This window comes from Niveispirillum fermenti (assembly GCF_048066175.1).
GTDB classification, from domain to species: Bacteria; Pseudomonadota; Alphaproteobacteria; order Azospirillales; family Azospirillaceae; genus Niveispirillum; species Niveispirillum fermenti.
Window position 1 is genome coordinate 1 of the sequence record NZ_JBLTXA010000011.1, and the last position, 26,910, is coordinate 26,910.

At 67.4% G+C, this 26,910-nt stretch carries 20 protein-coding genes; 7 read left to right on the forward strand and 13 right to left on the reverse strand.

Annotation, left to right across the window (positions count from 1 at the left end):
* Nucleotides 1-58: 58 nt before the first annotated feature.
* Both lepB and ACM9LZ_RS12990 read right to left on the reverse strand, forming a co-directional pair.
* Nucleotides 59-775, reverse strand: coding sequence for a signal peptidase I (lepB, locus tag ACM9LZ_RS12985; protein WP_416620030.1), 717 nt, complete (start codon nucleotides 773-775; stop codon nucleotides 59-61).
* A gap of 102 nt (nucleotides 776-877) precedes the next feature.
* A complete protein-coding gene (locus ACM9LZ_RS12990; RefSeq protein WP_416619900.1) occupies nucleotides 878-2,245 on the reverse strand; it encodes an RsmB/NOP family class I SAM-dependent RNA methyltransferase in 1,368 nt (455 codons plus the stop codon).
* A 214-nt stretch (nucleotides 2,246-2,459) separates the two neighbouring features.
* Between ACM9LZ_RS12990 and ACM9LZ_RS12995 the strand changes: the two genes are divergently transcribed.
* The gene (locus ACM9LZ_RS12995) at nucleotides 2,460-3,242 is read left to right on the forward strand and encodes a rhamnogalacturonan acetylesterase (RefSeq protein WP_416619901.1); all 783 of its coding nucleotides are present in this window, start codon (nucleotides 2,460-2,462) and stop codon (nucleotides 3,240-3,242) included.
* Nucleotides 3,243-3,285: 43 nt separating this feature from the next.
* Here the strand turns inward: ACM9LZ_RS12995 and ACM9LZ_RS13000 are convergent, their stop codons facing one another.
* Nucleotides 3,286-5,526: a xanthine dehydrogenase family protein molybdopterin-binding subunit gene (locus tag ACM9LZ_RS13000; protein ID WP_416619902.1), complete on the reverse strand. Its 2,241-nt coding sequence runs from the start codon at nucleotides 5,524-5,526 to the stop codon at nucleotides 3,286-3,288.
* A gap of 3 nt (nucleotides 5,527-5,529) precedes the next feature.
* The gene (locus ACM9LZ_RS13005; RefSeq protein WP_416619903.1) at nucleotides 5,530-5,988 is read right to left on the reverse strand and encodes a (2Fe-2S)-binding protein; all 459 of its coding nucleotides are present in this window, start codon (nucleotides 5,986-5,988) and stop codon (nucleotides 5,530-5,532) included.
* A gap of 323 nt (nucleotides 5,989-6,311) precedes the next feature.
* Between ACM9LZ_RS13005 and ACM9LZ_RS13010 the strand changes: the two genes are divergently transcribed.
* The gene (locus ACM9LZ_RS13010; protein WP_416619904.1) at nucleotides 6,312-7,841 is read left to right on the forward strand and encodes a YifB family Mg chelatase-like AAA ATPase; all 1,530 of its coding nucleotides are present in this window, start codon (nucleotides 6,312-6,314) and stop codon (nucleotides 7,839-7,841) included.
* Nucleotides 7,842-7,866: 25 nt separating this feature from the next.
* On the opposite strand, the gene ACM9LZ_RS13015 is transcribed toward ACM9LZ_RS13010, so the two are convergent.
* Nucleotides 7,867-10,359 (reverse strand): ATP-binding protein, encoded by a 2,493-nt coding sequence (locus tag ACM9LZ_RS13015; RefSeq protein WP_416619905.1) that lies wholly within the window; start codon nucleotides 10,357-10,359, stop codon nucleotides 7,867-7,869.
* 210 nt (nucleotides 10,360-10,569) lie between these two features.
* On the opposite strand from ACM9LZ_RS13015, the gene ACM9LZ_RS13020 reads away from it, so the two are divergent.
* Genes ACM9LZ_RS13020 through ACM9LZ_RS13030 form a run of 3 tightly spaced genes read left to right on the forward strand, consistent with a single transcriptional unit; the run spans nucleotide 10,570 to nucleotide 14,397 of the window.
* Nucleotides 10,570-11,397: an alpha/beta fold hydrolase gene (locus ACM9LZ_RS13020; RefSeq protein ID WP_416619906.1), complete on the forward strand. Its 828-nt coding sequence runs from the start codon at nucleotides 10,570-10,572 to the stop codon at nucleotides 11,395-11,397.
* Between the two features lie 58 nt (nucleotides 11,398-11,455).
* Nucleotides 11,456-12,796, forward strand: coding sequence for a winged helix-turn-helix domain-containing protein (locus ACM9LZ_RS13025; RefSeq protein ID WP_416619907.1), 1,341 nt, complete (start codon nucleotides 11,456-11,458; stop codon nucleotides 12,794-12,796).
* Entirely contained in the window at nucleotides 12,793-14,397 is a 1,605-nt protein-coding gene (locus tag ACM9LZ_RS13030; RefSeq protein WP_416619908.1) for a peptide ABC transporter substrate-binding protein, read from the forward strand. The genes ACM9LZ_RS13025 and ACM9LZ_RS13030 overlap by 4 nt, the downstream gene beginning before the upstream one ends.
* Here the strand turns inward: ACM9LZ_RS13030 and ACM9LZ_RS13035 are convergent.
* The 7 genes from ACM9LZ_RS13035 to ACM9LZ_RS13065 all read right to left on the reverse strand — a co-directional run bounded on the left by ACM9LZ_RS13035 (nucleotide 14,360) and on the right by ACM9LZ_RS13065 (nucleotide 21,635).
* Nucleotides 14,360-15,604: an alginate export family protein gene (locus tag ACM9LZ_RS13035; protein ID WP_416619909.1), complete on the reverse strand. Its 1,245-nt coding sequence runs from the start codon at nucleotides 15,602-15,604 to the stop codon at nucleotides 14,360-14,362. The two genes, ACM9LZ_RS13030 and ACM9LZ_RS13035, sit on opposite strands and share 38 nt — an antisense overlap.
* The gene (locus tag ACM9LZ_RS13040) at nucleotides 15,601-17,181 is read right to left on the reverse strand and encodes an MFS transporter (RefSeq protein WP_416619910.1); all 1,581 of its coding nucleotides are present in this window, start codon (nucleotides 17,179-17,181) and stop codon (nucleotides 15,601-15,603) included. Before ACM9LZ_RS13040 ends, ACM9LZ_RS13035 begins: the two co-directional genes overlap by 4 nt.
* Nucleotides 17,178-17,597 carry a DoxX family protein gene (locus ACM9LZ_RS13045; protein WP_416619911.1) on the reverse strand — a complete coding sequence of 140 codons (420 nt, stop codon included), beginning with the start codon at nucleotides 17,595-17,597 and terminating at the stop codon, nucleotides 17,178-17,180. The genes ACM9LZ_RS13040 and ACM9LZ_RS13045 overlap by 4 nt, the downstream gene beginning before the upstream one ends.
* Before the next feature lie 4 nt (nucleotides 17,598-17,601).
* Nucleotides 17,602-19,554: an amidohydrolase gene (locus ACM9LZ_RS13050; RefSeq protein WP_416619912.1), complete on the reverse strand. Its 1,953-nt coding sequence runs from the start codon at nucleotides 19,552-19,554 to the stop codon at nucleotides 17,602-17,604.
* The gene (locus tag ACM9LZ_RS13055) at nucleotides 19,551-19,799 is read right to left on the reverse strand and encodes a DUF1427 family protein (RefSeq protein ID WP_416619913.1); all 249 of its coding nucleotides are present in this window, start codon (nucleotides 19,797-19,799) and stop codon (nucleotides 19,551-19,553) included. The genes ACM9LZ_RS13050 and ACM9LZ_RS13055 overlap by 4 nt, the downstream gene beginning before the upstream one ends.
* An 88-nt stretch (nucleotides 19,800-19,887) precedes the next feature.
* Nucleotides 19,888-20,547: a hydrolase gene (locus ACM9LZ_RS13060; RefSeq protein ID WP_416619914.1), complete on the reverse strand. Its 660-nt coding sequence runs from the start codon at nucleotides 20,545-20,547 to the stop codon at nucleotides 19,888-19,890.
* 206 nt (nucleotides 20,548-20,753) lie between these two features.
* A complete protein-coding gene (locus tag ACM9LZ_RS13065; RefSeq protein WP_416619915.1) occupies nucleotides 20,754-21,635 on the reverse strand; it encodes a LysR family transcriptional regulator in 882 nt (293 codons plus the stop codon).
* A gap of 102 nt (nucleotides 21,636-21,737) precedes the next feature.
* Here ACM9LZ_RS13065 and ACM9LZ_RS13070 point away from each other — a divergent pair, with 102 nt between their 5' ends.
* A complete protein-coding gene (locus ACM9LZ_RS13070; RefSeq protein WP_416619916.1) occupies nucleotides 21,738-22,970 on the forward strand; it encodes an MFS transporter in 1,233 nt (410 codons plus the stop codon).
* Nucleotides 22,971-23,117: 147 nt separating this feature from the next.
* Complete coding sequence (locus ACM9LZ_RS13075) at nucleotides 23,118-24,809, forward strand: M61 metallopeptidase family protein (RefSeq protein WP_416619917.1); 1,692 nt, start codon at nucleotides 23,118-23,120, stop codon at nucleotides 24,807-24,809.
* Nucleotides 24,810-24,882: 73 nt separating this feature from the next.
* Here ACM9LZ_RS13075 and ACM9LZ_RS13080 read toward each other — a convergent pair whose 3' ends face one another.
* Nucleotides 24,883-26,676 (reverse strand): acyl-CoA dehydrogenase C-terminal domain-containing protein, encoded by a 1,794-nt coding sequence (locus ACM9LZ_RS13080; protein WP_416619918.1) that lies wholly within the window; start codon nucleotides 26,674-26,676, stop codon nucleotides 24,883-24,885.
* Nucleotides 26,677-26,910 lie beyond the last annotated feature (234 nt).

Genomic DNA, 26,910 nt, shown 5'->3' on the forward strand with positions numbered 1-26,910 from the left:
ACCGGCGCTTGAGGTGCCGAAAACCTTGACCATCGGTCAAGATTTTCGGCCGCTGGTGTCAGTCCACCCAGCGGAACAGGCGATCCCACCAGCTTCCGCCGGGGCAGATCAGGCCCGGTTCCTCCTGGCAGGACTTGCGGGCGAAGGCGACCATGGAGACACGGCCCAGCACCCGCTCGACCGGGATATAGCCGACCTGACGCAGATAGCGGCTGTCCTGCGAATTGTCGCGATTGTCGCCCATCATGAAAAGGTGGCCTTCCGGCACATTGTATTCCGGCGTGTTGTCGGCGAAACCGTCGTCACGCTGTTCCATGATCAGGTGCTGGCGCCCGCCCGGCAGGGTTTCCAGATATTCGGTCACCTGCACCACGGAACCGCCATTGTCGCGATAGGCATAATCACGGGTCTTTTCCCGCTGCACCATCTGGCCGTTGATGTAGAGCCGTCCATCGACCACCTGGATACGATCACCGGGCAGGCCGATCACGCGCTTCACATAATCCTCCTCCGTCGTGGGCAGACGGAAGACCACGATATCGCCCCTCTCAGGCGTGATGTCGGGGAAGCGGCCGCTGCCGAAGGGCAGCGGAACGAAGCTGGTGGAGAAGCGGCTGTAGCCATAGGCGTATTTGGCCGCATAGAACTGGTCCCCCACCTTCAAGGTGGGCAGCATGCTTTCCGATGGTACGTGAAATCCCGCGAACAGCAATGTGTTGATGGTGACATAGAAGGCGGCCACGAAGCCGACCAGGCCCGCCCATTCACGGATCACTGCACGCAAGACGCATACTCCCTGCTCGAACAATCGCCGCCACCATGCCCGGTGGGCAGGCCGGGGTCAATTGCCGCCTGCACACCGCCGGGTGAGGCCATTTCACGCGCCGGCAGCTTCGTCCACCTGTTCCGCTGCATCGGCTTCGGCAACATCGGCTTCCGCAACATCGGCCCGGCGTTCCAGCACGGCGGCGAAGAACCCGTCCGTGTCATGGCGCAGCGGGGTCAGGCGCAGCATGTCGGTCGATACCGGCGGCGACCCCCATGCGGCCGGCCAGGCATCGGCCACGGGCAGCAGGGTGAAGTCGGCGTGGGCGGCCAGGAAGGCTTCAACCTGCCCCTCATTCTCTTCCCGCAGCAGGGAACAGGTGGCATAGACCAAACGCCCACCCGGCCGCACCAGACGCGCGGCGCTGTCCAGGATGCTGGCCTGCAATGGCACCAGATCGCCAAGGCCGGGGCCCATCGGCCGCCAGCGGCTGTCGGGATTACGCCGCCATGTGCCCGTGCCCGAACAGGGCGCGTCGACCACAACGCGGTCGAACTTCCCCTTGTGCCGCTTGACCCAGGGGTCGCGCTCGGTCTTGATGGCGCGGGTTTCAATATTGTGCAGGCCGGCGCGGCGGAACCGTTCCTTGGCCCGGATCAGCCGGCCCTCCAGCACGTCGGTGGCCACGACGCGGCCCTTGTTATCCATCATTGCGGCAATGGCCAGCGTCTTGCCGCCCGCCCCGGCGCAGAAATCCACAACCTGCATGCCGGGTCTGGCATCAGCCATGAAGGCGACCAGTTGCGAGCCCTCGTCCTGGATCTCGATCATGCCGGACTTATAGGCATCCAGCGCCATGATGGGTGCGCGTCCGGCCAGGCGCAGGCCCACGGGCGACAGGCTGGTCGGTGTCGCCTTGATGCCGGCATCGGCCAGGGCCTTCAGCGCTTCGTCGCGCGTGGCCTTCACAGGGTTGACACGCAGGTCCAGCGGCGCCTCGCCCAGCATGGCCGACGCCTCTGCCAGGAAACGGTCGCCAAAGGTGGCGCGCATGGCGGGTTCTGCCCAATCCGGCACTTCCGCCCGCACGACCTCATCCTGTGACGGATGGTCGAGGGTATGGGTGTCCAGCGCCCGGATCAGCTTGCGCTCGCGGTCGGAGAGCGGGGCCGGCGCGAACTTGGCGCCGTTGAACAGGCCCGCCACGGAATCGGCCGTGCGTCCGCCCGACAGGATACAGTCGGCGATCACCAGGGCGCGGGGGTCAGGCATGTGGTTCACCCGCTCCAGCCACCAGTGCAGCCGTGCCCAATGGCGCATGACACCATAGACCAGCGCCGCGATCTCCCCCCGATCCTTGGCCCCGATGAACCGGCGGGCGCGGAAGAAGGCGCTGGTCACGGCATCGGCCGGGCGGGGGGTGTCCATCACCTCGGCAAGCAGGTCGATGGCGGTGGCCAGACGGGCGGCGGGCGTCATTCTGATGTCTTCCGGCAGGGGCACTGATAAAGCGCGGGAATATAGGGCCGGGACCCGCCGGGGGGAAGTGCCGGCCTGCCATGGCTGCCCCCTGCCCCATGGGCGTCCGGTCTTGCGCCAAACGGTCCGCCACGCCATCATCGGCCCGATGACACCGGTTACCGGGCAAGTCCAACGAGAAACAAGTGCAGGGAGAAACAGGATGCGGCGTCCGATGACACTGATCACGTCATGGTTGACGCTGGCCTTCCTGGTGGCCGTGCCGGCCCCGGCACAGGCGCCGCGCATCTTCATCGCCGGTGACAGCACGGCGGCGCAGTATGGTCCCGACCGTTATCCGCAGATGGGCTGGGGCATGGTGCTGGCCTGCAATCTGGAAGGCGGGATAGCGGTGGAGAACCGGGCCGCCGGCGGGCGCAGCACGAAAAGCTTCATCGCCGAGGGACGATTCGATGCCATCGCCCGCGATCTCGCCCCCGGCGACACGCTGCTGATCCAGTTCGGGCATAATGACGAGACCATCGCCAAGCCCGAACGCTATACGCCGGTGCCCGATTTCCGTATCAACCTGTTGCGCTTCATCGCCATGGCCAGGGACAAGGGCGCGCAGCCCGTGCTGCTGACGCCCGTGGCCATCCGACGGTTCGACCAGGGTGTCATGCTGGAAAGCCTGGCCGATTATGCAAATGCCACGCGCGCCGTGGCGCGGGAAACGGCGACGCCGCTGATCGACCTGAATGCCGACAGCCGTGCCTATTTCCAGATGCTGGGAGAGGGCCCGTCGAAAGGGTATTTCCTGCATTACGGCAAGGAATACGGGCACCCGCGCTGGCCGGACGGCATTCAGGACGACGTGCACTTCAACGAGACGGGTGCGCGCGCCGTCGCGTCCCTGGTCGCATGGCGGCTGAAGGGGCTGAACCTGCCCGTTTCCGCCCATGTCCGCCCCCTGCCGCCGGGCAACCCCGCGACGCGGGGAGGGCCCGCCTGCTCTTGAGATTGCAGGCGGGCCCTCCCCTATCCTTTCCGCACGGCCTGGATCACACCACGCCGGCGTTGGAGAAGGGCAGATCGCGCAATTGCTGACCCGTCGCCCTGAACACGGCATTGGCGACAGCCGGAGCCGCCGTCGGCACGCCGGGTTCCCCCACACCCGTGGGGCGCGCCTGGGAAGGCATGATATGCACTTCGATGTCAGGCATGTCGGACAGGCGCATGGGCTCGAACCCGTCGAAATTGTTCTGGTCGACAATCCCGTCGGTCAGGGTGATCTGGTTGCGCAGGGCATGACCGATGCCAAAACCGGTGCCGCCTTCGATCTGTGCCTTGATGACGTTGGGATTGACGGCGATGCCGCAATCCACCGCCACCACGACGCGATCCACCTTTATCTTGCCGCCCGCATCGACCGTCACCTCGGCGACATGGGCGACGAAGCTGCTGAAGCTTTCATGCACGGCCAGACCGCGCGCCCGCTTCGTGCCGGCCGGCCCGGCGGCCAGGGGCTTGTCCCAGCCGGCCTTCTCCGCCGCCAGCTTCAACACGCCCGACAGACGCGGGTGGGCATCACCCAGCAGTTCCAGGCGGAAGGCGAGAGAGTCCTTGCCAGCCGCCGCCGCCAATTCCTCGACGAACGCCTCCTTGGCATAGCCCGTGTGTGTGTGACCGACCGACCGCCACCAGAGCGTGGTGACCGGCGACCGCATCAGGTGGAAATCCACGGCCAGATTCGGCACGTCATAGGCCATGTCGGAAGCGCCCTCCACCGCGGCGGCGTCGACCCCGTCCTTGATCATCATGCCTTCAAACGCCGTGCCGACCATGAAGGACTGGCTGACGATAGCCTGTTCCCAGGCTGTCAGCTTGCCGGACTTGTCCAGCGCGGCCTTCAGCCGGTGAACGACCAGGGGCCGGTACATGCCGCCCTGAATGTCATCCTCCCGCGTCCAGACCAGATGCACGGGTGCCTTCGTGCCCTTGGCCGCCAGTGCCTGGGCCACCATGGCCACTTCCGCCATGTAATCGGCACCGGGCGTGGCGCGGCGGCCAAAGCTGCCGCCGGCCCAAAGGGTATTGATCTTGACCTTTTCCGGGGTGGTGTTCAGCACCTTGGCGACGACCGCCTGCTCGATGCCCTGGAACTGCGCGCCGGCCCAGATTTCCGCCCCGCCGTCGGCGGTCAGTTCCAGCGTGGCGTTCAGCGGCTCCATCGGCGCATGCGCCAGATAGGGGAAGCTGTATTCCGCCTCCACCACCTTGGCCGCACCCTTGAAAGCCGCGGCGACATCGCCCTTGCGGGCGGCCTTGGCGCCGGGCTTGCGCGCCTGTTCCCGGAAATCGGCCAGGATCTGCGCGGTGCCGCGCTTCTCCGCCTTGGCGTCGTCCCACTGGATGGCCAGTGCCTCCCGCCCCTTCATCGCCGACCAGGTATTCCGGGCCACCACAGCCACGCCCACGGGCAGGGTCAGCACCTCCAGCACGCCGGGAACGGCGCGGGCCGCCTTGTCATCGACGGATTTCAAGGTGCCACCGAAACGCGGGCTGCGGGCGATGACCGCCGTGACCTGGCCGGGACGGCGGATATCCATGGAGAAGATGGCCGTGCCGTTGGTCTTGGACTGGTGGTCCAGACGGTGCAGCGTCTCATTCCCGATCAGGGTATAATCGCCCCTGTCCTTCAGGGCCACCTGGGCCGGGACGGGCTGCTTCGATGCGGCTTCGGCCAGTTGCCCGAAGGTGGCCGACCGGCCCGATGCCTTGTGAGCGACCACGCCCTTGGCGACCGTAACCTGCGCGGCCGGCACCTTCCATTGCTGGGCGGCGGCGGCCACCAGCATGGCACGCGCAGCCGCACCGGCCATGCGCAATTCATCCCAGCTATTGGCAACGGCCGTCGATCCGCCCGTGCCCTGGATGCCGAAGAAATGATTGGCGTAGAGCTTGCTGTCGGCCGGTGCATGCTCCCCGCGCATCTGCGCCCAGTCGGCGTCCAGTTCCTCCGCCACGATGGTGGTCAGGCCGGTCATGATGCCCTGGCCCTTGTCCAGGTGCTTGACCAGCACGGTCACCGTATTGTCGGGCGCCACGCGCACGAAGATGTTGGGCCGCGGATCGGCCGGTCCGACCAGCCCGGGGGCCGCGGGTTCCGCCGCAAAGCCCCCCAGCGGCACCACGGCACCGATGACCAGGGCACCGCCGGCACCCTTCAGGAAGGAACGGCGGCTGGGGGCGGGAACGGCCACATTGCCGGCGGCCTGACGCAGCATTTGACGCATCATCATGGTTCAGGTCCTCGCCAGCTTGGCAGCCTGCTTCACAGCCGCCTTGATCCGTACATAGGTGGCGCAGCGGCAGACATTGCCGTCCATCGCCGCTTCGATGTCGGCATCGCTGGGATCGGCGTTCTCCGCGATCAGGGCAGCCGCCGCCATCACCTGGCCCGACTGGCAGTAGCCGCATTGCACCACGTCCAGATCGGCCCAGGCCTTCTGCACCGCGGCCGCAGCCTTGCCGGACAACCCCTCGATGGTTGTGATCTTCATGCCTTCGGCGGCAGAGGCCGGCAATTGGCAGGAACGGGTCGGCTGGCCGTCCACATGCACCGTACAGGCACCGCACTGCGCGATGCCGCAACCGAACTTGGTTCCCGTCATATTCAGTTCGTCACGAAGGACCCAGAGAAGCGGCATGTCCTCCGGCACGTCCACTTCACGGACCTGCCCATTGATATCCAGGCGAATCATCGCTCACCCCAATCATGAAATGAATAGCGCCGGTCCCCGCCAGGGCCGGCATCCGTTGCAGAATGACCCCATCCCGACATGGAAGTCTTCCAGATTTCGATCATTTCACAGGCCGACATTTCGACGCTGCGGCGGCTTGCGACTATTTTGATCCTTTCGCCCGCCAACGTGATATTCTTATAAATATAACGGCTGGATAGTGCCGGCCGGCACCGCTGTGCGGGAAGATGCAAGCTGCAAAGCCCGCACAGCGTTCGACGCCTTTCGCCTGCAAGTCTCATCCCCTATACTCGTTCCAGCGAGCATGGCGGGTGGGGGAATGCGTGGCGGCGCGTGTTGGGACGGTGGCATTTCAAGGTATTGATGTGCTGGATATCGATGTGCAGGTCCAGATGACCGGCGGCCCCCTGGCCTTTACGGTCGTGGGCCTGCCCGACAAGGCCGTGGGGGAAAGCCGGGAGCGGGTGCGCGGCGCGTTGCACGCGCTGGGCATCGCCCTGCCCCCGCAGCGGCTCACGGTCAATCTGGCCCCGGCGGACGTGCTGAAGGAAGGCAGCCATTTCGACCTGCCCATCGCGCTGGCGCTGCTGGTGATGATGGGCATCCTGCCCGGTGATGCCATGGCCGGATACCAGTCGCTGGGCGAACTGGGGCTGGACGGTTCCATCGCCCCCGTGGCCGGCGTGCTGCCGGCGGCCATCAACGCCCTGGCCGGCGGCAAGGGGCTGATCTGCCCGGCCGCCACCGGGGGAGAGGCAGCCTGGGCCGGCGACGGCCTGGATATCCTGGCACCACCGACGCTGCTTTCCCTGATCAACCATTTCAAGGGTATGCAGGTCCTGACCCGCCCGACGCCCCGGCTGGAAAGCCAGGCACTGGCCATCGCACGCGACCTGCGCGACGTGAAGGGCCAGGAAACCGCCAAGCGGGTCCTGGAGGTGGCGGCAAGCGGCGGGCACAACATGCTGATGCTGGGCCCGCCCGGATCGGGAAAATCCATGCTGGCGGCCCGCCTGCCCGGTCTTCTGCCGCCGCTGGACCCGGCCGAGGCGCTGGAAGTGTCCATGGTGCATTCCATCGCGGGCGGGCTGGAAGGCGGGCGGCTGATCCGCACGCGGCCCTTCCGCGAGGTGCATCATTCCGCCACCCTGGCCGCCATGGTCGGCGGCGGCACACGTGCCCGGCCGGGGGAGATCAGCCTGGCCCACCAGGGCGTGCTGTTCCTGGACGAATTGCCGGAATTCTCCCGCGGGACGCTGGAAGCATTGCGCCAGCCGCTGGAGACGGGCCGCGCCACGGTCAGCCGTGCCAACCATCATGTCACCTATCCCGCGCGTTTCCAGCTTGTGGCCGCCATGAACCCCTGTCGCTGCGGCCATCTGGACGATCCGTCGCTGGCCTGCGGCCGGGCGCCCAAATGCGCGGCCGACTATCAAAGCAAGATCAGCGGTCCCTTGTTCGACCGTATTGACCTGCATGTCGATGTGCCCGCCGTCAGCGCCGCGGACCTGTCCCTGCCACCCCCGCGTGAGGGGTCGACGGAAGTGGCGGCGCGCGTGGCCACCGCGCGGCAATGCCAGCGGGAACGCTATGCCACGCCCGCCACCGGCCAGCAGCCCGTGCGCACCAATGCGGAGGCCGATGGGGAAATACTGGAAAGGGTGGCCGGACCCGACGCGCCGGGCCGGCAGTTGCTGACCGACGCGGCAGAGCGGCTTAAACTGTCGGCCCGTGGCTATCATCGCGTCCTGCGCGTGGCCCGCACACTGGCCGACATGGACGGTGCCGACGGGGTGCGCCGCCTGCATGTGGCGGAGGCGCTGTCCTATCGCCGCGTGGCACCGGGGCGATAGGGCGGACGCGCCACCGGCGTCCCCGTCAGTGCCGGACAGCGCCTCTCCCCTCCCCGTCCGGCCAGCCATCATCACCCAGCGCAAAACCATCATAGAAAGCGGCCAGTACGGCCAGCATCTCCTCCGCCCTTGGCAGGTCGGGACCGGAAGAACCGACATCGCCCAGTTCCGTGACCAGAAGGCGGCGGATTTCCCGTTCCGGCCCCTTGCGCGTCACACCGGCGGAACGCAGCAGGCCATCGCCGATCACGGCCAGGGACAGCGCCAGATCGCGCCGCCCCAGCCGCAACGCTGTCAGTGCGCCCCGTTCCAGCGACCAGGGATAGGCAAAGGCGTAGCTGTGCTGCCGTGTCAGGCGCAGCGCCTCGCGCGCATTGGACAGCGCCGCGGGCAGATGCCCGTCAATGAGCAGATAAGAGGAAAGATTGGCATGAAGCGTCTGCCGCAGGGCCGGCGACATCCTTTCCCCCGACGCCAGCGCCTGATGGGTCAGTTCGATGGCGCGGCCGGTATCCCCGCCATTGAACTCCACATCGGCCAGGCGCAGCAGGATCAGGCTGGCGACATAGGCATGCCGTTCAGCCAGGTCCAGCGCGTGCAGCAGATCGCGCCGCGCGCCCGGCATGTCCGCATGATTGGACAGAAGCCAGCCGCGGTGCGACAGCAGGCTGATCTTGTCCAGGACCCGGCCGTGATCATCGGCCAGGGCCAGCGTCTGTGCCCACAAATCCAGGCAGGCCGCGGTGTTGCCCACCACCTCGTAGAGATAGCCGGCAAGATAGAGCCCCTCGATCCTCCAGCGTAACGGCACATCGGGCGAGTGGAAGACCTGTACTGCCGGCCCCAGTTCCTCGCGCACGTAACGGGGCCGGTCGATTTGATAGGACAGGCGGATGGGCAGCCCCTCCCCATGCAACAACAGGCCCAGAAGGGCCCGGATCTCGGGCGGGGTGGTGTCGTCGCACCGTTCCCACGCCCGCGTCAGGCAGGCGACGGAATCCGTGTAAAGGCCGAGCCTGTTCCAGGTGCGGTAGGCATCGATCACCAGCCGCTGCCCCAGCAGGACGTCGCCGTCCGGACCGAACGCCCAATCCAGCACGGCGCGGACATCGGCCATTTCAACCTCGCCCCCATCCGGCACCGCGTCGCGGCGGGCCAGCGTCTCCATGCGCTGGTACATCGCGTCACCCAGCCAGGTGGACAGCCGTGCGCGCAGCCCTTCCCGGTCCACCAGACCGGGATCGCGGGACACGACATATTGCCGGATTGTCTCCAACAGGCGCAGTCCCTGTTCCTGCGTCTGCACGGGCCCCACCACCAGGGAACGCCCGACCAGCCCGGCCACAAGACCGGGTATGGCCGCCGGGTCCAGAGGCGGGGCGCCGCATACGGCCACGGCCGCACCAACCGGCCAGGTGCCGGCAAACAATGTCAGGCGGCCCAGCAGCAACCTTTCCTCCGCCGACAGGGGGTCTATGCTCCAATCCAGCATGCGCGACAGGCTCGCATGGCGGTATCCGGCATCGTCCGGCAGGGGAAGGTCCTGAAGGCGCCCTTCCAGCGACCGGGCCACGGCCGCCACCGTGCAGTCACGCAGGCGGGCGGCCAGCAGGGTCAAGGCCAGGGGCAACCCGTCGAGATGCCGGCACAGGCGAGCCAGTGCCGGCATCTGCGCATCATCCAGCGGTGGCCAGCCAGCCGCTTCATGGTTGCGCAGCACAAGTTGCACGGCAGGCCAGGTCCGGATGGCGGCCGCGTCCATTTCCGTCTGTGGCGGCACGGGCAGCGGGCAGAGATGCAGCAGCCTTTCCCCGCTGATCCCCAGCGGCTCCCGGCTGGTCAGCAGCAGGCGTACACCCGGACAGCCGCCCAGCAGGCTATCGGCAAACTCCGCCACCTCGTCCAGCAGATGTTCGGCATTGTCCAGCAACAGCAGGGCCGGCGCCTCCCCCAGGGCCTCGCGGATGGCGCCCATCACATCCGGCCCCGGCAGCCGGACAGCCAGGGCCGATGCCGCGACGACGGGCACCAGCCCCGCCTGGCGCACCGGCGCCAGTTCAACATGGACGACACGCATCCCCCCGCATCGGGCCGCCGCGACCAGGGCCAGACAGGTCTTGCCCACACCGCCCGGTCCGACGACGCTGACCAGCCGGGACTGTTCCAGCAGACCCAGCAACCGGGCCAGTTCAGCGTCCCGGCCCACCAATGGCGGGCGCCCCGTTACGACCGGCTGCACGGCGGCCTCAGCGGCGATCAGCGGCATGGCAAGCCGATATCCCGCCCCCGGCACGCTTTCAACGGCATCATCACCCAATATCCGGCGCAGGGTACGGACCTGCACACGCAGATTGCCGGCGCTGACCGTGACACCAGGCCAGACCCGGGCCATCAGCGGCCCGGCCGCGACAGGCGCGCCATCGGCGGCGGCCAGGGCCACGAGCAGGTCGAAGGCGCGGTCGCCCAGGGTCAGCGGAATGCCGTTGCGCAGCACCCGGCGGTGTACGCTATCCAGCAACAAACGGTCATCGCGGCCAGAAATCATGGGCTCTACGGGGATCGGGTCGGCGTTTCGAGATGAATAGCCCCGTATGGAACGGCCAGGGCGGGATTTTATGTCTTTTAACATGCCAGATCCCGGCTTCTGCCCGAATAGTTCATGTGCCGATCATGCCGAAGGGCCTTGCGGGTCCTCGGCCACCGGCCGGCGCCAAACCGGAGACATCCCATGGGCACCATCATCACCGATGACGGCACGCAGATTTACTACAAGGACTGGGGCAGCGGGCAACCCGTGGTGTTCAGCCATGGCTGGCCGCTGAACGCCGACAGTTGGGAAAGCCAGATGCTGCACATGGCTGACAACGGCCTGCGCGCCATCGCCCATGACCGCCGTGGCCATGGGCGGTCCAGCCAGCCCTGGCACGGGCACGACATGGACACATATGCCGACGATCTGGCGCAACTGCTGGAGAGCCTGGACCTGCGCGACGTGGTGCTGGTCGGCTTCTCCACCGGCGGGGGCGAAGTCACACGCTACATCGCCCGGCATGGCAAGGCGCGTGTGGCCAAGGTGGCACTGATCGGCGCCGTTCCGCCCCTGATGCTGAAGACACCGGCCAATCCCGGCGGCCTGCCGATGGAGGTGTTCGACGGCATTCGTGCCGCCAGCCTGGCCAACCGTGCCCAGCTCTACAAGGACATCGCGGGCGGTCCCTTCTTCGGGTTCAACCGGCCGGGGGCGACGCCGTCGCAAGGCCTGATCGACACGTTCTGGATGCAGGGCATGATGGCCGGTCACAAGGCCACCTACGACTGCATCAAGGCCTTCTCGGAAACCGACTTCACCCAGGACCTGGCGGCGTTCGAGGGGCTGCCCACGCTGATCGTGCATGGTGACGACGATCAGGTGGTGCCCATCGACGCCGCCGGGCGCGCCACGGCCCGGCTGGTGCCGCATGCCACGCTGAAGGTCTATGAAGGCGGGCCGCATGGGGTGACAGACACGCATAAGGACAGGCTGAACGCCGACCTTCTGGCGTTCGTGAAAGGTTGACGCTAACATCCAGGGGGTCGCCGATCCGGGCGTTCCCCCCCTGACGGGAGGCGTTTGCATGCAGCCCGATGCTGGACATCTCGCACAGGAAACGGCGGCGGAACTGGCGGTCGGCGCCTATCGTTTCCATCGCGACAGCGGTCGCCTGACCTGCCGCAACGGCGCAGCCGTGCCGCTGGGACGGCGCGCCACGGCGATGCTGTCCATCCTGGCCGAACATGCCGGGCGGGACGTGTCGGCCGGCCAGTTGCTGGACCGTGTATGGCCAGGCCAGATCGTCGACCCCGCCAATGTCGCCGTCCAGATATCCGGCCTGCGGGCCGCCATCGGTGACAGCGACGGATCGGTGATCCTGACCGTTCATGGGCGGGGCTATCGTCTGGCGACCCCAACCGTGGCCGCCCCCGTCCGCAGCATCGGCAACATACCCCTGACACTGGCGCCCCTGGCGGGCCGCACCGTGGAACTGGCCAATACCGCCAGGCTGATGCGGCGGGACCGGCTGCTGGTCATCACGGGACTGTCGGGCACCGGCAAGACGCTGCTGGCCTGCGCCGCCGCCCGCGCCCTGGCCGCGGACCATCCGGACGGGCAATGGCTGGTACCGGTCAGCGGTGCCGTCATCGCCGATGCGGAAACCCTGGCCGCCCGTATCCTGATGGTGGTGGACCCGGCCTTCGCGGGCGAGCCGGTGGCTTCCCTTCTGGGTCTGTTGAAGGGGCGGGCCTGCCTGCTGCTGCTGGATGGGGCGGAATTGCTGGGCGACGGGGCCGTCAGCCTGGTGTACAGGCTGCTGGAGCGCTGTCCGCAGGTGGGGCTGCTGCTGACCTCGCATGTGGCGCACCGGCGCCTGTGGCGATATTGCGTGCGCCTGTCCCCCCTGTCGTTGCCCGGCGGCGATGCGCTGGCACCGGCCGCACCCGGCCTGTTCATGCAGGCCGCGGCGGCGGCCGGACTCGATATCGGCATTGATGGCCAGACCGCCGACGCCGTGGCCGGCATCTGCCGCAATCTGGGCGGGGTGCCATTGGGGGTGGAAATCGCGGCGCGGGCCGCCAGCCTGCTGGGCCTGCGGGCCACGGCGGATGCCTGCCGCGACCCGGTGCGCAGTCTTCCCGGCATCCGGCGCGCCGGTCCGGCGCGGCACCGGTCCGTTGCCGCCGCCATGGGCTGGGCACTGGACCTGCTGACCGGCGATGAACGGCAGGCCCTGCTGGCATTATCCCGGCTGCCAGGGGATTTCACCGCCGATGAGGCGGATCGCGCATTGGCCGGCGGCGGGGCTCGTCAATGGCTGGGCGGGCTTTTGGAAAAATCGATGCTGGATCGCCATGGCGACCGGTTCTCCCTGAACCCGCTGGTACGCGCCGGGGCCCGCAACACCGTGGCGGGATCGTGAGAGGGCGGTGCCGGCTGCTGCTGGCCGGACTGCTGCTGGCCGGACTGCTGCCGACCAGACTGCTGCTGGGCGTGACGGTGTCGTCAGCGGCCGAACCGCTGCGCATTGCCATGGGGCCGGAGCCGGAAACGCTGGACCCTCACCGGGGCCAGGGGCTGGGCACGGCCCGGCTGCTTCTGGACCTGTGCGAGGGGCTGTTGACCCGCAACGCCGCCGGCCAGCCCATACCGGGGGTGGCCGACCGCCTGTACCGGTCCCCCGACGGGCTGACCTGGACCTTCCATCTGCGCGGCGACGCCCGCTGGTGGAATGGCGACAGGGTAACGGCACAGGATTTCGTGACGGGCTGGCGCCGTGCCGTGGATCCCGCCACGGGGTCCGGTATCGCCGACCTGCTGGACGGGGTGAAGAATGCTGCGGCGATCCGCACCGGCCAGCTCCCGCCCGAACGGCTCGCCATCCAGTCCCTGGGAGAGACCACGCTAGTCGTGCAACTGGCCCGGCCTGTAGCGGACATGGAGATGCTGCTGTCCCACCGCATCACCCTGCCGGTTCACGGCCCCACCCTGGCCGCGCATGGCGCCGGCTTCGCCACGCCGCGCAGCCTGATGTGCAACGGCGCCTATCGGCTGACCGAACACAGGTTGCAGCAACATTACCGCCTGGAACGCAGCCCGTTCTTTCATGACCGTGCCGGGGTGGCGATCGACCGGATCGACCTGCTGGTCACCGACAGCGCCGAAAGGGAGATGAACCTTTTCCGCGCCGGACAGGTGGATGTCACCAGCACCGTGCCGCTGCCGCTGGTGCCCTGGGCGCGGCGGGAACGGCCTGATGCGCTGCATGTCCACCCCTGGACAAACCTGTCCTATCTGCACGCCCGGCCCGACGCTCCGGCCTGGCGGGACAACCCCGCCTTCCTGGAAGCGCTGGAACTGGCACTTGACCGGGAGCAATTGACCAGCGACCAGCACGGTATGTTCATCCCGGCCCGGCACCTGATCCCACCCGGCCTTTTACCCGAAGCGGAGCCGGCCGAGCCCACCGGACCGGACGATGCCGCGGCGGCGGCCAGCCCCGCCCGGCAGGCGGCCGCACGCGCGGCACTGGCCCGCGCCGGCTTCGGACCGGGCCGGCCGCCGCCGCGTGTGGAGATTCTGCATGCGGCGGTGGACGGTGTGCGCCACCGCGTCGTGTCGATCGCCGCCCAATGGAAGCAGGTGCTGGGGGTGGAAACCGATCTGGTGGGCGTGGAGCCGCGGCTGGTCGTCAGCCGGGCGGCGCTGGGCGCCCATGACGGTTTCGTGTTCAGTACCTGGATATCCTATTCCCCGTTCTATGCCCTGTCGCCGTTCCTGCCGCCTGGCCGGACGCCGGAAACACTGGACGGGCCGGGATATGCGGCCGCGCTGCGCGGGCTGGAACGGATGGTGCTGGACAGCCGGCTGGTCATCCCGCTGATGTTCGGCAGTTCGCGGCACATGGTGGCGCCGGCGGTCCACGGCTGGCAGGACAATGTCCATGACATCCACCCGCTGCGCACCCTGTCGCTGGCACCGCCCGTCACAGCGACCAGCCCAGTTCCAGACCCACCAGGGTGATGGTCCGCGCCGGCCCCGTCCCCCGCACGAATCGGCCCGGCCGGAACAGGGAGAAGGAGGCGGCAGCGGTCAGCCCGCGTCCTTCCCAGCCCAGTACCAGTTCACCCTGCCGGCCGACGAAGCGGCCGGCGTCAGGCTCAGCCGGCCGGAGGACCTGTCCGGACAGGCCATAGAGCCCGTCGGCCCGCCGCTGCCGCCAATAGAACACCCCGGCCGCCGACAGTTGGAACCCCGCCCCCAGATCCAGTTCCAGGCCCGGATGCAGGTTCACCATGTTGCGGGGACCGATGGGGGTCAACTCACCGAAATATTTGGCACGCGGATAAAGCGGGTTGAAGGTTCCCAGCCGCCCATCGGCCGGGCTGGCGTCGCCACTGGCGATGTTGGCGCGCAGCAGCAGGCGGGGTGACAAACCCGGACCGGGCAGGCGATATCCGACCTCGCTGGCCAGGGACCAGGCCCGTATCTCCGTACCGGCAAACCGGCCCCATTGCCACATCCCTTCCCCGTTCCAGGTCCAGTTTCCATCGGACCCGGCCAGGCGAAGACCGGCCGTGCGGCGGCTTTCCCGGCCGGCACCCTGTGCATAACGCGCTGTATCCTGCCCCGTGGCCAGCAGATAGGCGTCCAGTGTCCCCTGCCCTGCATCGATGGTGGCATAGGCACCGCGCAGGAAACGGCCCTGACCGGGTGCGTCATCCAGATCACCGGAACCGGCGATGACGGGTCGCAGGGCCAGCAGGTCCACCTGCCAGCCGCCACCGGCAACCCGCATCCGGGCACCATCGAAGGGCTGTGGCACGTTGGCGCCATAGCGCCGGCCGACCAGCCGTTCCGACCCCAGGCCCAGCAATGCCCTGCCAACCGTCAGCATCAGGTCGATATCGCCGCCCTGTGCCAGATCGATGCCGACAGCGGCTTCCAGCAGGTCCAGTCCCGTGCGGTCGGGCGGGCCGGGCCTGTCGCGCATGCCCTCCACGCCGGCAGCGATACCGCGCAGCCGCACATGCAGCGGCTGCGCCGACACGTCCAGCCATGGCATGGCCCGATGAAGGAGCCGGGCATCGCCGCCATCGGCCCAGTCGCCATGATCCAGGCTTTCCCAACGCAAACGGAGGTCCAGACCCGCCGTCACGGCATCGTCCGCCGCCATGGATGGCACAGCCAGCAACAGCGCGGTCAGCAGGCCGGCGGCACGGCGCCTCATGGCGCGATCAGGTGTCGGACCAGAGGCGGTTCAGGACCGAGATGGAAGGCCCTGACGGTTTCCTGGTCCTCGCGGTCGGCATGGGTCACCCGCTCATGCTGGCGCAGATGTTCCAGCCAGCTTTCCAGCACGAAGCTCTCCACCATGCGGCCGGGGTCGGCTGCATCCTCGTAAAGCCCCCAGTTGATGGCCCCATCGCGATGGCGGATACGGCGAAGGCTGGCCATGGCGGCCGTGAAATCCTTCACCCGGGCGGGATCGACCCGATATTCCACCGTGATCATCACGGGGCCGCGATCGGTGGGACTGTCCACAGCCACGACGGGAGCAGGCCAGTGGGAGGATGGGGAGACATTGCCGGCCATGTCTCCCCCGATCCGCCACCGCAAGGCGAGCCCCAGGGCCAGCACCAGTCCCGCCGCAGACAGCAGCAGGGTAGGCTGGATGCCGATCCGGCCTGCCACCCAGCCCCAGCCGGCACTGCCCGCCGCCATGGAACCCTGGAAGACCAGCAGGTTGATGGCCAGCGCCCGCGCCTTCACCCAGGACGGTGCCGCCATCTGTGCCGCCACGTTGAAGCTGGACAGCATGGCGATCCAGGCCATGCCGGCCAGGGCCATGGCAGCGGCGGCCTGTGCGAAACTCTGCGCGAACGCCAGGCCAACGGCGACAACGGCGAACAGAAGGCTGGCCGCGATGGTCTGGCCATTGGCGGACAGGTGCCGCCGCAGGTGGGGCAGCAGCACCGCTCCGACGATGGCGCCCATCCCCATGCTGCCCAGCATCGCGCCATAGCCGGCCGCGCTCAACCCCAGTTCCCGGCGCGCGATGATGGGGATGAAGGCCCACAGCGCGCTGGCGAACAGGAAGAAGCCCATCGACCGGATCAGCACCGTGCGCAAGGCGGGCGAATGGCGGACATAGCGGGCACCGGCCCGCAGCGCAGCCGTGAAATGCTCGGCCGGCAGGGTGGTCGGCGACACCTGCCGCTTCCAGCGCAAAAGCACCAGCCAGACACCCAGCACGGACAAGGCATTCAGGGCGAAAACGGCGGCGGGGCCGGCGGCGGCAATGATGAACCCGCCCAGCGCCGGCCCGATGGCGCGGGAGATGTTGATCCCCAGGCTGTTCAGCGCCACAGCCTCCGCCAGGCTGGGCCGGGGCACCAGTTCGGGCACGATGGCCTGGAAGGCCGGGGCGGACAGGGCAGCCCCGGTGGCCAGCGCGAAGGTCAGGGCCAGCAGCAGGCCGGGGCCCGTGATGCCCTGGAACGTCGCCATTGCCAGCAGCCCGGCACAGATAAGCGCCCAGAACTGCGCCAGGATCAGCAGGCGGCGCCGGTCAACGATATCGGCCAGCGCCCCGCCGGGCAGCGCGAAAAGAAACATGGGCAGGGTGGTCGCCGCCTGGACCAGCGCCACCATGATGGGCGCGTCCGACAATCCCGTCATCAACCAGCCGGCCCCGGCATCATGCATCCAGGTGCCGACATTGGACACGATGGTGGCGATCCACAGGGCGCGGAACAGGGGCAGGCGCAACGGATGTGGCGGCGGGCCGGCGGCCGTGTCGGTCATGGGTGGCGCCCCCTGCGGTGGGCCAGGATGGCGGCCAGGATCAGCCCGCCCACCAGCCCGACATGTTCAAGGAAGATGTTGCGTTCATGGAACCGGGCCATCGGGTCGGCAATGGTCCAGAACGGATGCGCGATCAGCGTCGCCAGCACCGTGAAGACACCCAGCGCCCCGGCCCCCAACCAGGTAAGGCGGCCGGCGATCACGGCCGCCGACCCACCCAGTTGCACGGCCAGCGTGGCGATGACCGTGGCCCAGGCAGGCTGCAGCCCGAAATGCGCCGCCTCCGCCAGCGCCCCATCCAGGTCCAGCAGCTTGGCGATGCCGCTGGTCCAGAATGGCAGGGTCAGAAGGATGCGCGCCGCCAGATGGACGGCGGGCGTTTCAAGGATCGTGGCGATGGGAGAAGGCGCGGTCATGGGATCATACCGCCCAGCATCCGCACCCGAACGCCCCCCAGAATCCGGCTTCGTCCGCCGCGGGGGCCGGGCTGGCATAGGCCGCGGCATGATCATGCCCATGCACCGCGCAGGACGAGGCACAGCCGCACAGCGCCCCCATTTTCAACAGCTTGCCGTCCTTGTCGCGGGCCGGCTGCCAATAGCCGCCGAAACGGCGCACCGGCGACCAGTCCGGCATGGGCGGAGGCAGGTCGGGCGCCAACCCGGCATAGTCGCCCGACCCATGCACCACCCGGCCGCCCAGCAGCGTCAGCACCGATGTGATATGCGGGATGTCGCTTTCCGCCACGCTGAAATAATCGTCGGACAGCACGATCAGGTCGGCCAGTTGTCCAACCTTCACCTGTCCCTTTTTTCCCTGCTCGTTGGAAAACCAGGTATTGGCCTCCGTCCACAGGCGGAGCGCCGTTTCCCGGTCCAGCCGGTTGGCAGGGGGATAGATCGTGGTGCCGCCGACCGTCCGGCCGGTGACCATCCAGGACAGCGAGACCCAGGGGTTGTAGCTGGCGACGCGCGTGGCATCGGTGCCCGCCCCCACCGGCACGCCCGATGCCAGCATCCGCGCGATGGGCGGCGTGGCCTCCGCCGCCTTGGCACCATAGCGCTCCACGAAATATTCACCCTGATAGGTCATGCGGTGCTGTACGGCGATGCCGCCGCCCAGTGCCGCGATCCGGTCGATATTGCGCTGGTCGATGGTCTCCGCATGGTCGAAGAACCAGTGCAGCCCGTTGAAGGGGGTGTCGCGGTTCACCTTCTCGAACACGTCCAGCGCGCGGGTGATGGTCTCGTTGTAGGTCGCATGCAGGCGCCAGGGCCACCGGTTCTCCACCAGCAGGCGCACGACCGGTTCCAGGTCGGTTTCCATATTGGGGGGCATCTCCGGCCGCTCCACCCGGAAATCCTCGAAATCGGCGGCGGAATAGACCAGCATCTCCCCGGCGCCATTATGGCGATAGGTGTCGTCGCCCTGGCCGGGGGAGACCTGGGCGGCCCAGCCGGCAAAATCGGCCAGTTCCTGCTTCGGCTTCTGCGTGAACAGGTTGTAGGAGATGCGCAGCGTCAGTTCACCGTCGGCGTGCAGCTTCTCGATGATCTGATAATCCTCTGGATAGTTCTGAAAGCCGCCACCGGCATCAATGACCCCCGTGACGCCCAGCCTGTTCATCTCCCGCATGAAATGGCGGGTGGAATTGATCTGGTATTCGGGCGGCAGCTTCGGTCCCCGGCCCAGTGTGGAATAAAGGATGGTGGCATTGGGCCTTGCCAGCAGCAGGCCCGTCGGATCGCCGTTCCCGTCACGCTGGATCTCGCCCCCCGGCGGGTCCGGCGTGTCGCGGGTATAGCCCACGGCGCGCAGGGCGGCCCGGTTCAGCAGCGCCCGGTCATAGAGATGCAGGATGAAAACGGGCGTGTCGGGCGCCGCGGCGTTCAATTCATCCAGGGTCGGCAGACGCTTTTCCGCGAACTGGTGTTCGATGAAGCCGCCCACCACGCGCACCCATTGCGGCGGCGGGGTGATGTCGGCCTGCCGCTTCAGCATGGCCATTGCGTCGGCCAGCGACGGCACGCCGTCCCAGCGCAATTCCATGTTGTAGTTCAGGCCGCCGCGGATGATGTGCATGTGGCTGTCGATCAGGCCGGGCAGGATGCGGCGGCCCCGGGCATCAATGATCACCGCATCAGGGGCCGCCGCCTTGCGCACGTCCCCCTCGGCACCCACGGCCAGGATGCGGCCATCACGGATGGCCACGGCCTGCGCCTGCGGGTTGGCACGGTCCAGCGTGGTGACCTTGGCGTTGATCAGGATAAGATCGGTGCCGGGCATGGCGGCTCTCCCAGAAGGGGCAAGAAACGGGATGGTCAGCAGGGATGCCGCCCCCTGCAGGGTGCTGCGGCGCGACGGGCGGCTCATGCCTTGGGGCTTTCATCGCCGGGCAGGCGACCCATGACATGCCGGGCGCAATCCTCGCGCAGATAGGCGGTGACAGGCTCTCCGGCGTAAAGACGCTTGGCCAGCGGCACGATCTGTTCCCCCAGCAGGATGCCCAGCAGACCGACCAGCGCGATGGTGGGCGGCGCGGGGGAGCGGACGTTCAGAAGGCTGTAGATGACACCGACCAGCAGGCCGGCGGCGAGGGACAGCAGATAGGGCTTCATGCAAACGAACTCCCCGGCCATCAAGGAAAAGGGGACCGCCAGGGGATGGGACAACACCCCCCGGCGGCCGGCATTGCACAGGTGGAGGTCAGTGGCCGCCTTCGGATGCGCCGAACATGGTCTTGGCATAGGTGATGCCCAGGCCATAGGCGCCACCGAACTTCCGGGCGATACCGGTGGTCAGGTCGTAGGTCTCGCCGCGCGCCCAGTCACGCTGCAGCTCCAGAATGTACTGGAGCGCGGTCATGGGGCGCACGCCGGCCTGCACCATGCGCTGCACCGCCCGCTCGTGCGCCTCGTCGGTGACATCGCCGCAGGCGTCGGTGATGACATAGACCTCATACCCCTGGGCCAGCGCCGAAAGGGTGGGGCCGACGATGCAGACCGACGTCCACAGGCCCGCGAAGACCAGCCGGTCCTTGCCGATGCGGTTCACCTCCTCGATCACGCCCGCATCCTCCCATGTGTTCATGGAGGTGCGGTCCAGAAGTTTCTGACCGGGAAACGGATCGGTGATCTCAGAGAACATCGGGCCGGAGAAGCTCTTCTCCGCCACCGTCGTCAGGATGGTGGAAACACCGAAGCCTGCGGCGGCATGGGATACCAGGGCCGCGTTGTTGCGAAGCTGAACCGCGTCGATCGACTTGGTCGCAAATGCCATCTGCGACTGGAAATCGATCAGGATCAGCGTGTGGTCCTGCGGCGACACCAGCAGGGGGCCGGGGGTCGGGGTGGCAACGATGGGCATGGGTCTTTTTCCTTCTGTCGGCGCAAGGGAACTGACAGCGCAGGCGCGCCGCATCATCAGGGCCGCGCCGGCATGATCCGTGGAGTTGGGAAGCGGAAGATATGGATGCGAAAGTGCCTTATGGTTTGGCTTTCAAGCCCGATCCTAGACACCGCCGGCACAGCTTTGCATGCATGGATTGCCGGCTTTTAGAACTTTTAACCTGGTTAACGGTCGGTCAGCACCGCCTGCAGCGCCATGATGAAAAGGCGGACCTTTGGCGGGACGAAGCGGGCCGTGGGGGTGACCGCCCAGATGCCATAAGGCTCAACGTCCGCATCCTCCAGCGCCAATGGCACCAGCGCGCCGGCCGCCACCGCCCCGGCTGCGTTCCAATCCGCCATGCAGGCGATGCCGATGCCGCTGACGCAGGTGGCATAAAGCGTTTCCATGGCGTTTGTGGCTACACGACCGGCAACGTGGTGGCGCAATGGCCGGCCACCGACCAGGAAATCCCAATAGGGATTATCCGACAGGACAAGGCAGTCATGGCCGGCCAGATCGGCCAGCCGCCGGGGATTCCCCCGCGCCGCCAGATAGGCGGGCGCTGCATAAAGCTGGCGGGGACTGTCCGCAAGCCGCCGGGCCACCAGGCTGTTTTCCAGCGGATGGCCGATGCGGATGGCCAGATCCACCCCATCGGCCGCGATATCGATACGGTGGTCGGAAATCAGCAGGTCCAGCTTCAACGCCGGGTTCGCCGCAAGGAAGGCAGGCAGCATGGGTGCCACCACCTTGCGCGCGAAGGCGCTGGAGGTGGTCAGGCGCAACAGGCCCGTTGCCCCTTGCCCCTGCGGGCGGAGGGCCGCCCGGGCCCCCGCCTCCCCTTCCAGCAGGGCGCGGGCATGGGGCAGAAACGCCTCTCCCGCCGTGGTCGGGGACAGAGACCGGGTCGTGCGATGGACCAGACGGACACCCAGTTCCGCTTCAAGCGCCGCCAGCCGGCGGGACGCGACCATCGGCGCGATACCCAACCGGCGGGCGGCGGCAGCCAGACTGCCCGCTGTCACCGCCTCGACCAGCACTTCGACATCACCCAGATCTATCATATCGATTTCCGATATACTGACATATCGATCCGGCAGACTACCGCCCGATGGCGATCCAATCCAGATTGTCATCAGTCATATCCCACGGCAGAGTACGCAGAGATGGAACCAAGGTCGACCGCAGCCCCCACCCCCACGGCATCCATGCCGTCCGACAGCCCGGCGGAAAACCAGGGTGAAACCCAGGGTCCGAAACGCGGGCTGATCTTCGCCCTGGCCGCTGCGGCCGGGCTGGCCGTGGCCAACATCTATTACAACCAGCCCATGCTGGGCCTGATGGCGGCGGAACTGGGAACCGGGATCACCAGCCTGATCCCCACGGCCACACAGCTTGGCTATGCGGCGGGCCTTTTCCTGCTGGTACCCATTGCCGACATGGTCGAACGCCGGTCGCTGATCGTGGCCAGCTTCGCGGCACTTGCGCTGGCCCTGGCCGCTGCCGGGCTGGCGCCGGGGGCCGGCGCGCTGCTAGCGGCATCGCTGCTGGTCGGGCTGTTCAGTACCGTGGCGCAGCAGGTCGTGCCGCTTGCGGCCCATCTGGCCCCGCCGGCCCGCCGGGGTGCGGTGGTGGGCACGGTGATGTCGGGCCTGCTGTGCGGCATCCTGTTGAGCCGGACGGTCGCCGGCTTTGTGGCCAGCCATGGCGGCTGGCGGCTGATGTTCCTGGCGGCCATGCCCGTGGCACTGGCCATGGCGGGTTGGATGGCCCTGCGCCTGCCGCACAGCCGGCCGGAAGGTGGCCTGCGGTACGGTGCGGCCCTGGCGTCGCTGGTTCATCTGTGGCGGGAATTTCCGGCCCTGCGCCGGGCGGCAGCCACACAGGCGCTGCTTTTCGCCGCCTTCAGCGCCTTCTGGACCGTTCTGGCGCTGCGGCTTCAAGAACCAGACTTCGCGCTGGGGCCGGATGCTGCGGGGCTGTTCGGCGTCCTGGGCGTGGTGGGCATCTTGGCCGCCCCCCTGTCCGGCCGCATCGCCGATGGCCGGGGTCCCGGCATCGTGGTTCTGGCCGGCGCGGTGCTGACCCTTGCGGCCTGGATCATCTTCGGCCTGTTGCCAGGGTTGACCGGGCTGGTGATCGGTGTGCTGGTGCTGGACATGGCCGTGCAGGCGGCCCTGGTCGCCAACCAGCACATCGTCTATGCCCTGCGTCCCCAGGCACGGGCGCGGCTGAACACGCTTTTCATGGGATCCATGTTCCTGGGCGGTGCCTTCGGGTCCGCCACCGCCATGCAGGCCTGGCACCTTGGCGGCTGGGCAGCTGTCTGCCTGCTGGCCAGTGGCCTGTCGGTTCTGGCCGTGTTGTCACAGGCCCCATACCGGCGCCACGGCATCTGAAAGGGGCACCGGCATTTTTATGCCAAAGCAGCCCCGAACCAGAATGGATATTCCACAGAATGCCGTTAAGCGCCATTGCCGCGTTCCAGGCGCCAGGCCGATCATGGAACAGTCCAGATCGTGAACCGGAATAGGGTATCCATCCAGATGCGTGCCTTGCTGCGCCAGACGCTCCTGATCTCCACCATCCTGGCCGCTCCGGTGGCGGGGGCGGCCGATCCTTCCACCCTGTCGCTGGTGCTGAAACCCGGCATGGCGGACACAGCGGGTCATGTCCCGCATGTGGATGTGGAACTGGTCCTGCAGGGTTCACAGGCGAAAGAAGGCGCCGCCCTGTTCCGCCTGCCCACCGTGGCCAGCAATGTCGTCACCGTGGCCGACGATATCCAGGACCTGACGGTCAATGACAGCCGGGGCCCGCTGCCCGTCAGCAGCCGGGACGAGCCGGAACAGGGCCTGACGGCCTATCGCATCTGGCACGCGGCGCGTGATGTGCAGGGACCGGTCACCGTGCGATACCGCGCACCCGTCACCAACGCGCCGCTGGTCCGCGGCGCCGCCCCGCCCTTCAACCTGCGCAGCGAGACGGGCGGCTTTTCGGCGGCGGGCAACGCCTTCCTGATCCTGCCGGCCGATGACGGGCAGCATTACGACCTGTCGCTGCGCTGGGACCTGTCGGCACAGCCGGCCGGGGCCGTGGGCCTGTCCAGCCTTGGCATCGGTGACGCGACCCTTTCCGATCAGCCGGCCGAACGGTTGAGCGACGCCTATTACATGGCCGGCACGGTCGGAACCTATGGCCGCTCCGACGGGTATTTCGGCGGCTGGCAGGGAACGCCGCCATTCGATGCCGGGGGGCTGCTGGCCTGGGGCGACAAGCTCCATGGTTTCTATTCCCGGTTCTTCGGCGACAGCACGCCCGGCGCCTATGGCGTGTTCATGCGCCCCAATCCGGTCAATCCCGGCGGCGGGGTGGAGATGACCAACTCCTTCGCCCTGACCTTCGACGACAAGACGGACCTGGACGACCTGAAGCTGACCCTGGCGCATGAGATGCTGCACACCTGGGTCAACTCGCTGGACGAGCCCAAGGGGCTGCTATCCTCCTGGTTCGGGGAGGGGCTGGCTGTCTTCTACCAGCGCGCCCTGCCCTATCGTGCCGGCATGATCGATGCCGACCAGTTCCTGGCCGACCTGAACTACCATGCCGGCCGCTATTACACGAATGCCCTGGCCGGCACGCCCAATGACGACATCCCCCGGCAGTTCTGGGCCGATACGCGGGTGCGCGTGCTGCCCTATGATCGGGGCTCCATGTATTTCGCCAGCGTCGATCATGAAGTCCGCAGCCGGTCGGGCGGAGAACGGTCCCTGGACGACCTGGTGCAGGAGATGCTGACCCGGCGCAAGGCCGGCCACCCGCTGACACGCGGCGACTGGGAAGCGCTGGTCCGCCGCGAACTGGGTGAAAAGGGTGTGGCCGCTTTCACCGCCATGCTGGGCGGGGCCTTGGTGCTGCCGGCATCCGACGCCTTTGGAGCGGAATTCCGGCGGACAACGCGCAAGCTGCGGCGATACGAACTGGGCTTCGCGCCGACCGCCCTGACCAGCAGCCCGCGCATCGTTTCCGGACTGATCCCCGGCTCGGCCGCCGACAAGGCGGGCCTGCGCGACGGGGACGAGATCATGAAGCCCGTGGGCCAGGACGGGCTGCAGGGCCGCCAGGATGGCTGGCTGGTGCTGGACGTCAGGCGCGGCGGAGAACGGATGGAAATCCGCTATCAGCCACGCGGCGAAACGGTGGATGCCTGGCAGTGGGAACGGGTGCCCGGCCGCTGATGATGCCGGAACGGAAGAAGGCCGCCGGGCGATGCCGGCGGCCTTCGGTCTGTTGGGCCCGTGCGGCAGCCGGTCAGAACTGCTCCACGTCCATTTCCATCATGGACTTGCCGCCGGCCATCAGGCTCTTGAAGCGGAAATCCACCTCCGGCAGCATCTTCTCCACGAAGAAGCGGGCCGTCTTGATCTTGGCGTCGAAGAAGGCTTCCTTGCCGTCGGCGCCATTGGCCAGCTTGTCCTGCGCGACCTTCACCATCTTCAGCCACATCCAGCCCAGGGCGACCAGGCCGAACATACGCAGATAGTCGGCCGAGGCAGCCCCCGCCTCGTCGGGACGCGCCATGCCCTTCTGGGCGACGATGGCCGTGGCCTGCTGCAACTTGCCGAAGGCCTTGGCGACGGGGATCACGAATTCCAGCAGGGCCGGGTTCTCTTGGGATTGCTCCAGTTCCGCCTGCATGGGGTGGAAGAAGCGGCGCAGCAGACGGCCCAGGTTCTGCGGCAGCTTGCGGCCGACCAGGTCCAGGGCCTGGATGCCGTTCGCTCCTTCATAGATCATGGCGATACGGGCATCGCGCACGAACTGTTCCATGCCCCATTCGCGGATATAGCCGTGACCGCCATACATCTGCTGGCTGTTGGTAGCGACCTCATACCCCATGTCGGTGAAGTAGGCCTTCACCACAGGGGTCAGCAGGGCCACGAAATCGTCAGCCTCCTGCCGAACCACCGGGTCCGGGTGCTTTTCCACCAGGTCGATCATCATGCCGACCCAGTAGCCCAGCGCACGGGCGCCTTCCGTGAAGGCCTTGGCCTGCATCAGGTTCTTGCGCACGTCGGGATGGACGATGATCGGGTCCGCCGCTTTGTCCGGCGCCTTGACGCCCGACAGCGAACGGCCCTGGATACGGTCCTTGGCATAGGCGACGGCGTTCTGATAGGCGACGGCGCCCACGCCCAGCCCCTGCATGCCCACACCCAGGCGGGCGCTGTTCATCATGGTGAACATGGCGCGCATGCCCTTGTGCGGCTCGCCCACCAGCCAGCCCTTGGCGTCGTCGAAATTCATGACACAGGTGGCATTGGCCATGATGCCCATCTTGTGTTCGATGGACCCGCACATGACGCCGTTGCGCTGGCCGGGCTCGTTATCCTCGGTCGGCAGGAATTTCGGCACCAGGAACAGGCTGATGCCCTTGATGCCCGGCGGGGCGTCGGGCAGCTTGGCCAGCACCAGATGGATGATGTTGCTGGTCAGGTCATGCTCGCCGGCGGAGATGAAAATCTTCGTGCCGGTGATGTTGTAGCTGCCATCATCGTTGGGGACGGCCTTGGTCTTCATCAGACCCAGATCGGTGCCGCAATGCGGCTCGGTCAGGCACATGGTGCCGGACCATTCCGACGAGACCATCTTGGGCAGGTACCGGGCCTTCAATTCGTCGGTGGCATGGGCGCGGATGGCGTTCATGGCGCCATGGGTCAGGCCGGGATACATGGCAAACGCCATGTTGGCGGAACACATCAGTTCCTCCAGCACGAAGCCGACCGTGTGCGGCAGCCCCTGCCCGCCATAATCGGGATCGAAGGCCAGACCCTGCCAGCCGCCTTCGCGATAGGTCTCGTAGGCTTCCTTGAAGCCCTTGGGCGTGCGGACCACGCCGTTCTCGTAGTGGCAGCCTTCCTCATGACCGGAACGGTTCAGCGGCTGCAACACGTTCTCGCAGAGCTTGGCCGCTTCTTCCAGGACGGACGCGATCAGGTCGGGCGTCGCATCCTCGAAGCCCGGCAGCCGGGAAAGCTGCTCGGCATTCAGGACGTCGTTGAGGACGAAATTGATGTCTTCAAGCGGGGCTTTGTAGACGGGCATGGGAACTCTCCGTGTGGACCGCTACCGCGGCAGACCTTCATCCCCCCATAAGCCCGGCACCGGTTCAGGATTCGGGACATATCGGCAGACGGGGCACCTCGGGGCGTCGATAGGGTGGACGGAAGGGGAATAACGGCACTTTCCCTGCGAAAACTCTCAGGCACCAGACGCTCAACTGCCTCAACCGTCATCCCCGCGAAAGCGGGGATCCAGCATACGCGGCGCATGCCGCGA

Excerpts from the sequence above, each read along its gene's own strand:
- ACM9LZ_RS13040 (WP_416619910.1), bottom strand. The coding sequence starts at position 17,181 with ATGACCGACACGGCCGCCGGCCCGCCGCCACATCCGTTGCGCCTGCCC.
- ACM9LZ_RS13000 (WP_416619902.1), bottom strand. The coding sequence starts at position 5,526 with ATGATGATGCGTCAAATGCTGCGTCAGGCCGCCGGCAATGTGGCCGTT.
- ACM9LZ_RS13005 (WP_416619903.1), bottom strand. The coding sequence starts at position 5,988 with ATGATTCGCCTGGATATCAATGGGCAGGTCCGTGAAGTGGACGTGCCG.
- ACM9LZ_RS13050 (WP_416619912.1), bottom strand. The coding sequence starts at position 19,554 with ATGAGCCGCCCGTCGCGCCGCAGCACCCTGCAGGGGGCGGCATCCCTG.
- ACM9LZ_RS13075 (WP_416619917.1), top strand. The coding sequence starts at position 23,118 with ATGCGTGCCTTGCTGCGCCAGACGCTCCTGATCTCCACCATCCTGGCC.
- ACM9LZ_RS13065 (WP_416619915.1), bottom strand. The coding sequence starts at position 21,635 with ATGATAGATCTGGGTGATGTCGAAGTGCTGGTCGAGGCGGTGACAGCG.
- ACM9LZ_RS12995 (WP_416619901.1), top strand. The coding sequence starts at position 2,460 with ATGACACTGATCACGTCATGGTTGACGCTGGCCTTCCTGGTGGCCGTG.
- ACM9LZ_RS13055 (WP_416619913.1), bottom strand. The coding sequence starts at position 19,799 with ATGAAGCCCTATCTGCTGTCCCTCGCCGCCGGCCTGCTGGTCGGTGTC.
- ACM9LZ_RS13080 (WP_416619918.1), bottom strand. The coding sequence starts at position 26,676 with ATGCCCGTCTACAAAGCCCCGCTTGAAGACATCAATTTCGTCCTCAAC.
- ACM9LZ_RS13070 (WP_416619916.1), top strand. The coding sequence starts at position 21,738 with ATGGAACCAAGGTCGACCGCAGCCCCCACCCCCACGGCATCCATGCCG.
- ACM9LZ_RS13045 (WP_416619911.1), bottom strand. The coding sequence starts at position 17,597 with ATGACCGCGCCTTCTCCCATCGCCACGATCCTTGAAACGCCCGCCGTC.
- ACM9LZ_RS13035 (WP_416619909.1), bottom strand. The coding sequence starts at position 15,604 with ATGAGGCGCCGTGCCGCCGGCCTGCTGACCGCGCTGTTGCTGGCTGTG.
- ACM9LZ_RS13020 (WP_416619906.1), top strand. The coding sequence starts at position 10,570 with ATGGGCACCATCATCACCGATGACGGCACGCAGATTTACTACAAGGAC.
- ACM9LZ_RS12990 (WP_416619900.1), bottom strand. The coding sequence starts at position 2,245 with ATGACGCCCGCCGCCCGTCTGGCCACCGCCATCGACCTGCTTGCCGAG.
- ACM9LZ_RS13025 (WP_416619907.1), top strand. The coding sequence starts at position 11,456 with ATGCAGCCCGATGCTGGACATCTCGCACAGGAAACGGCGGCGGAACTG.
- ACM9LZ_RS13060 (WP_416619914.1), bottom strand. The coding sequence starts at position 20,547 with ATGCCCATCGTTGCCACCCCGACCCCCGGCCCCCTGCTGGTGTCGCCG.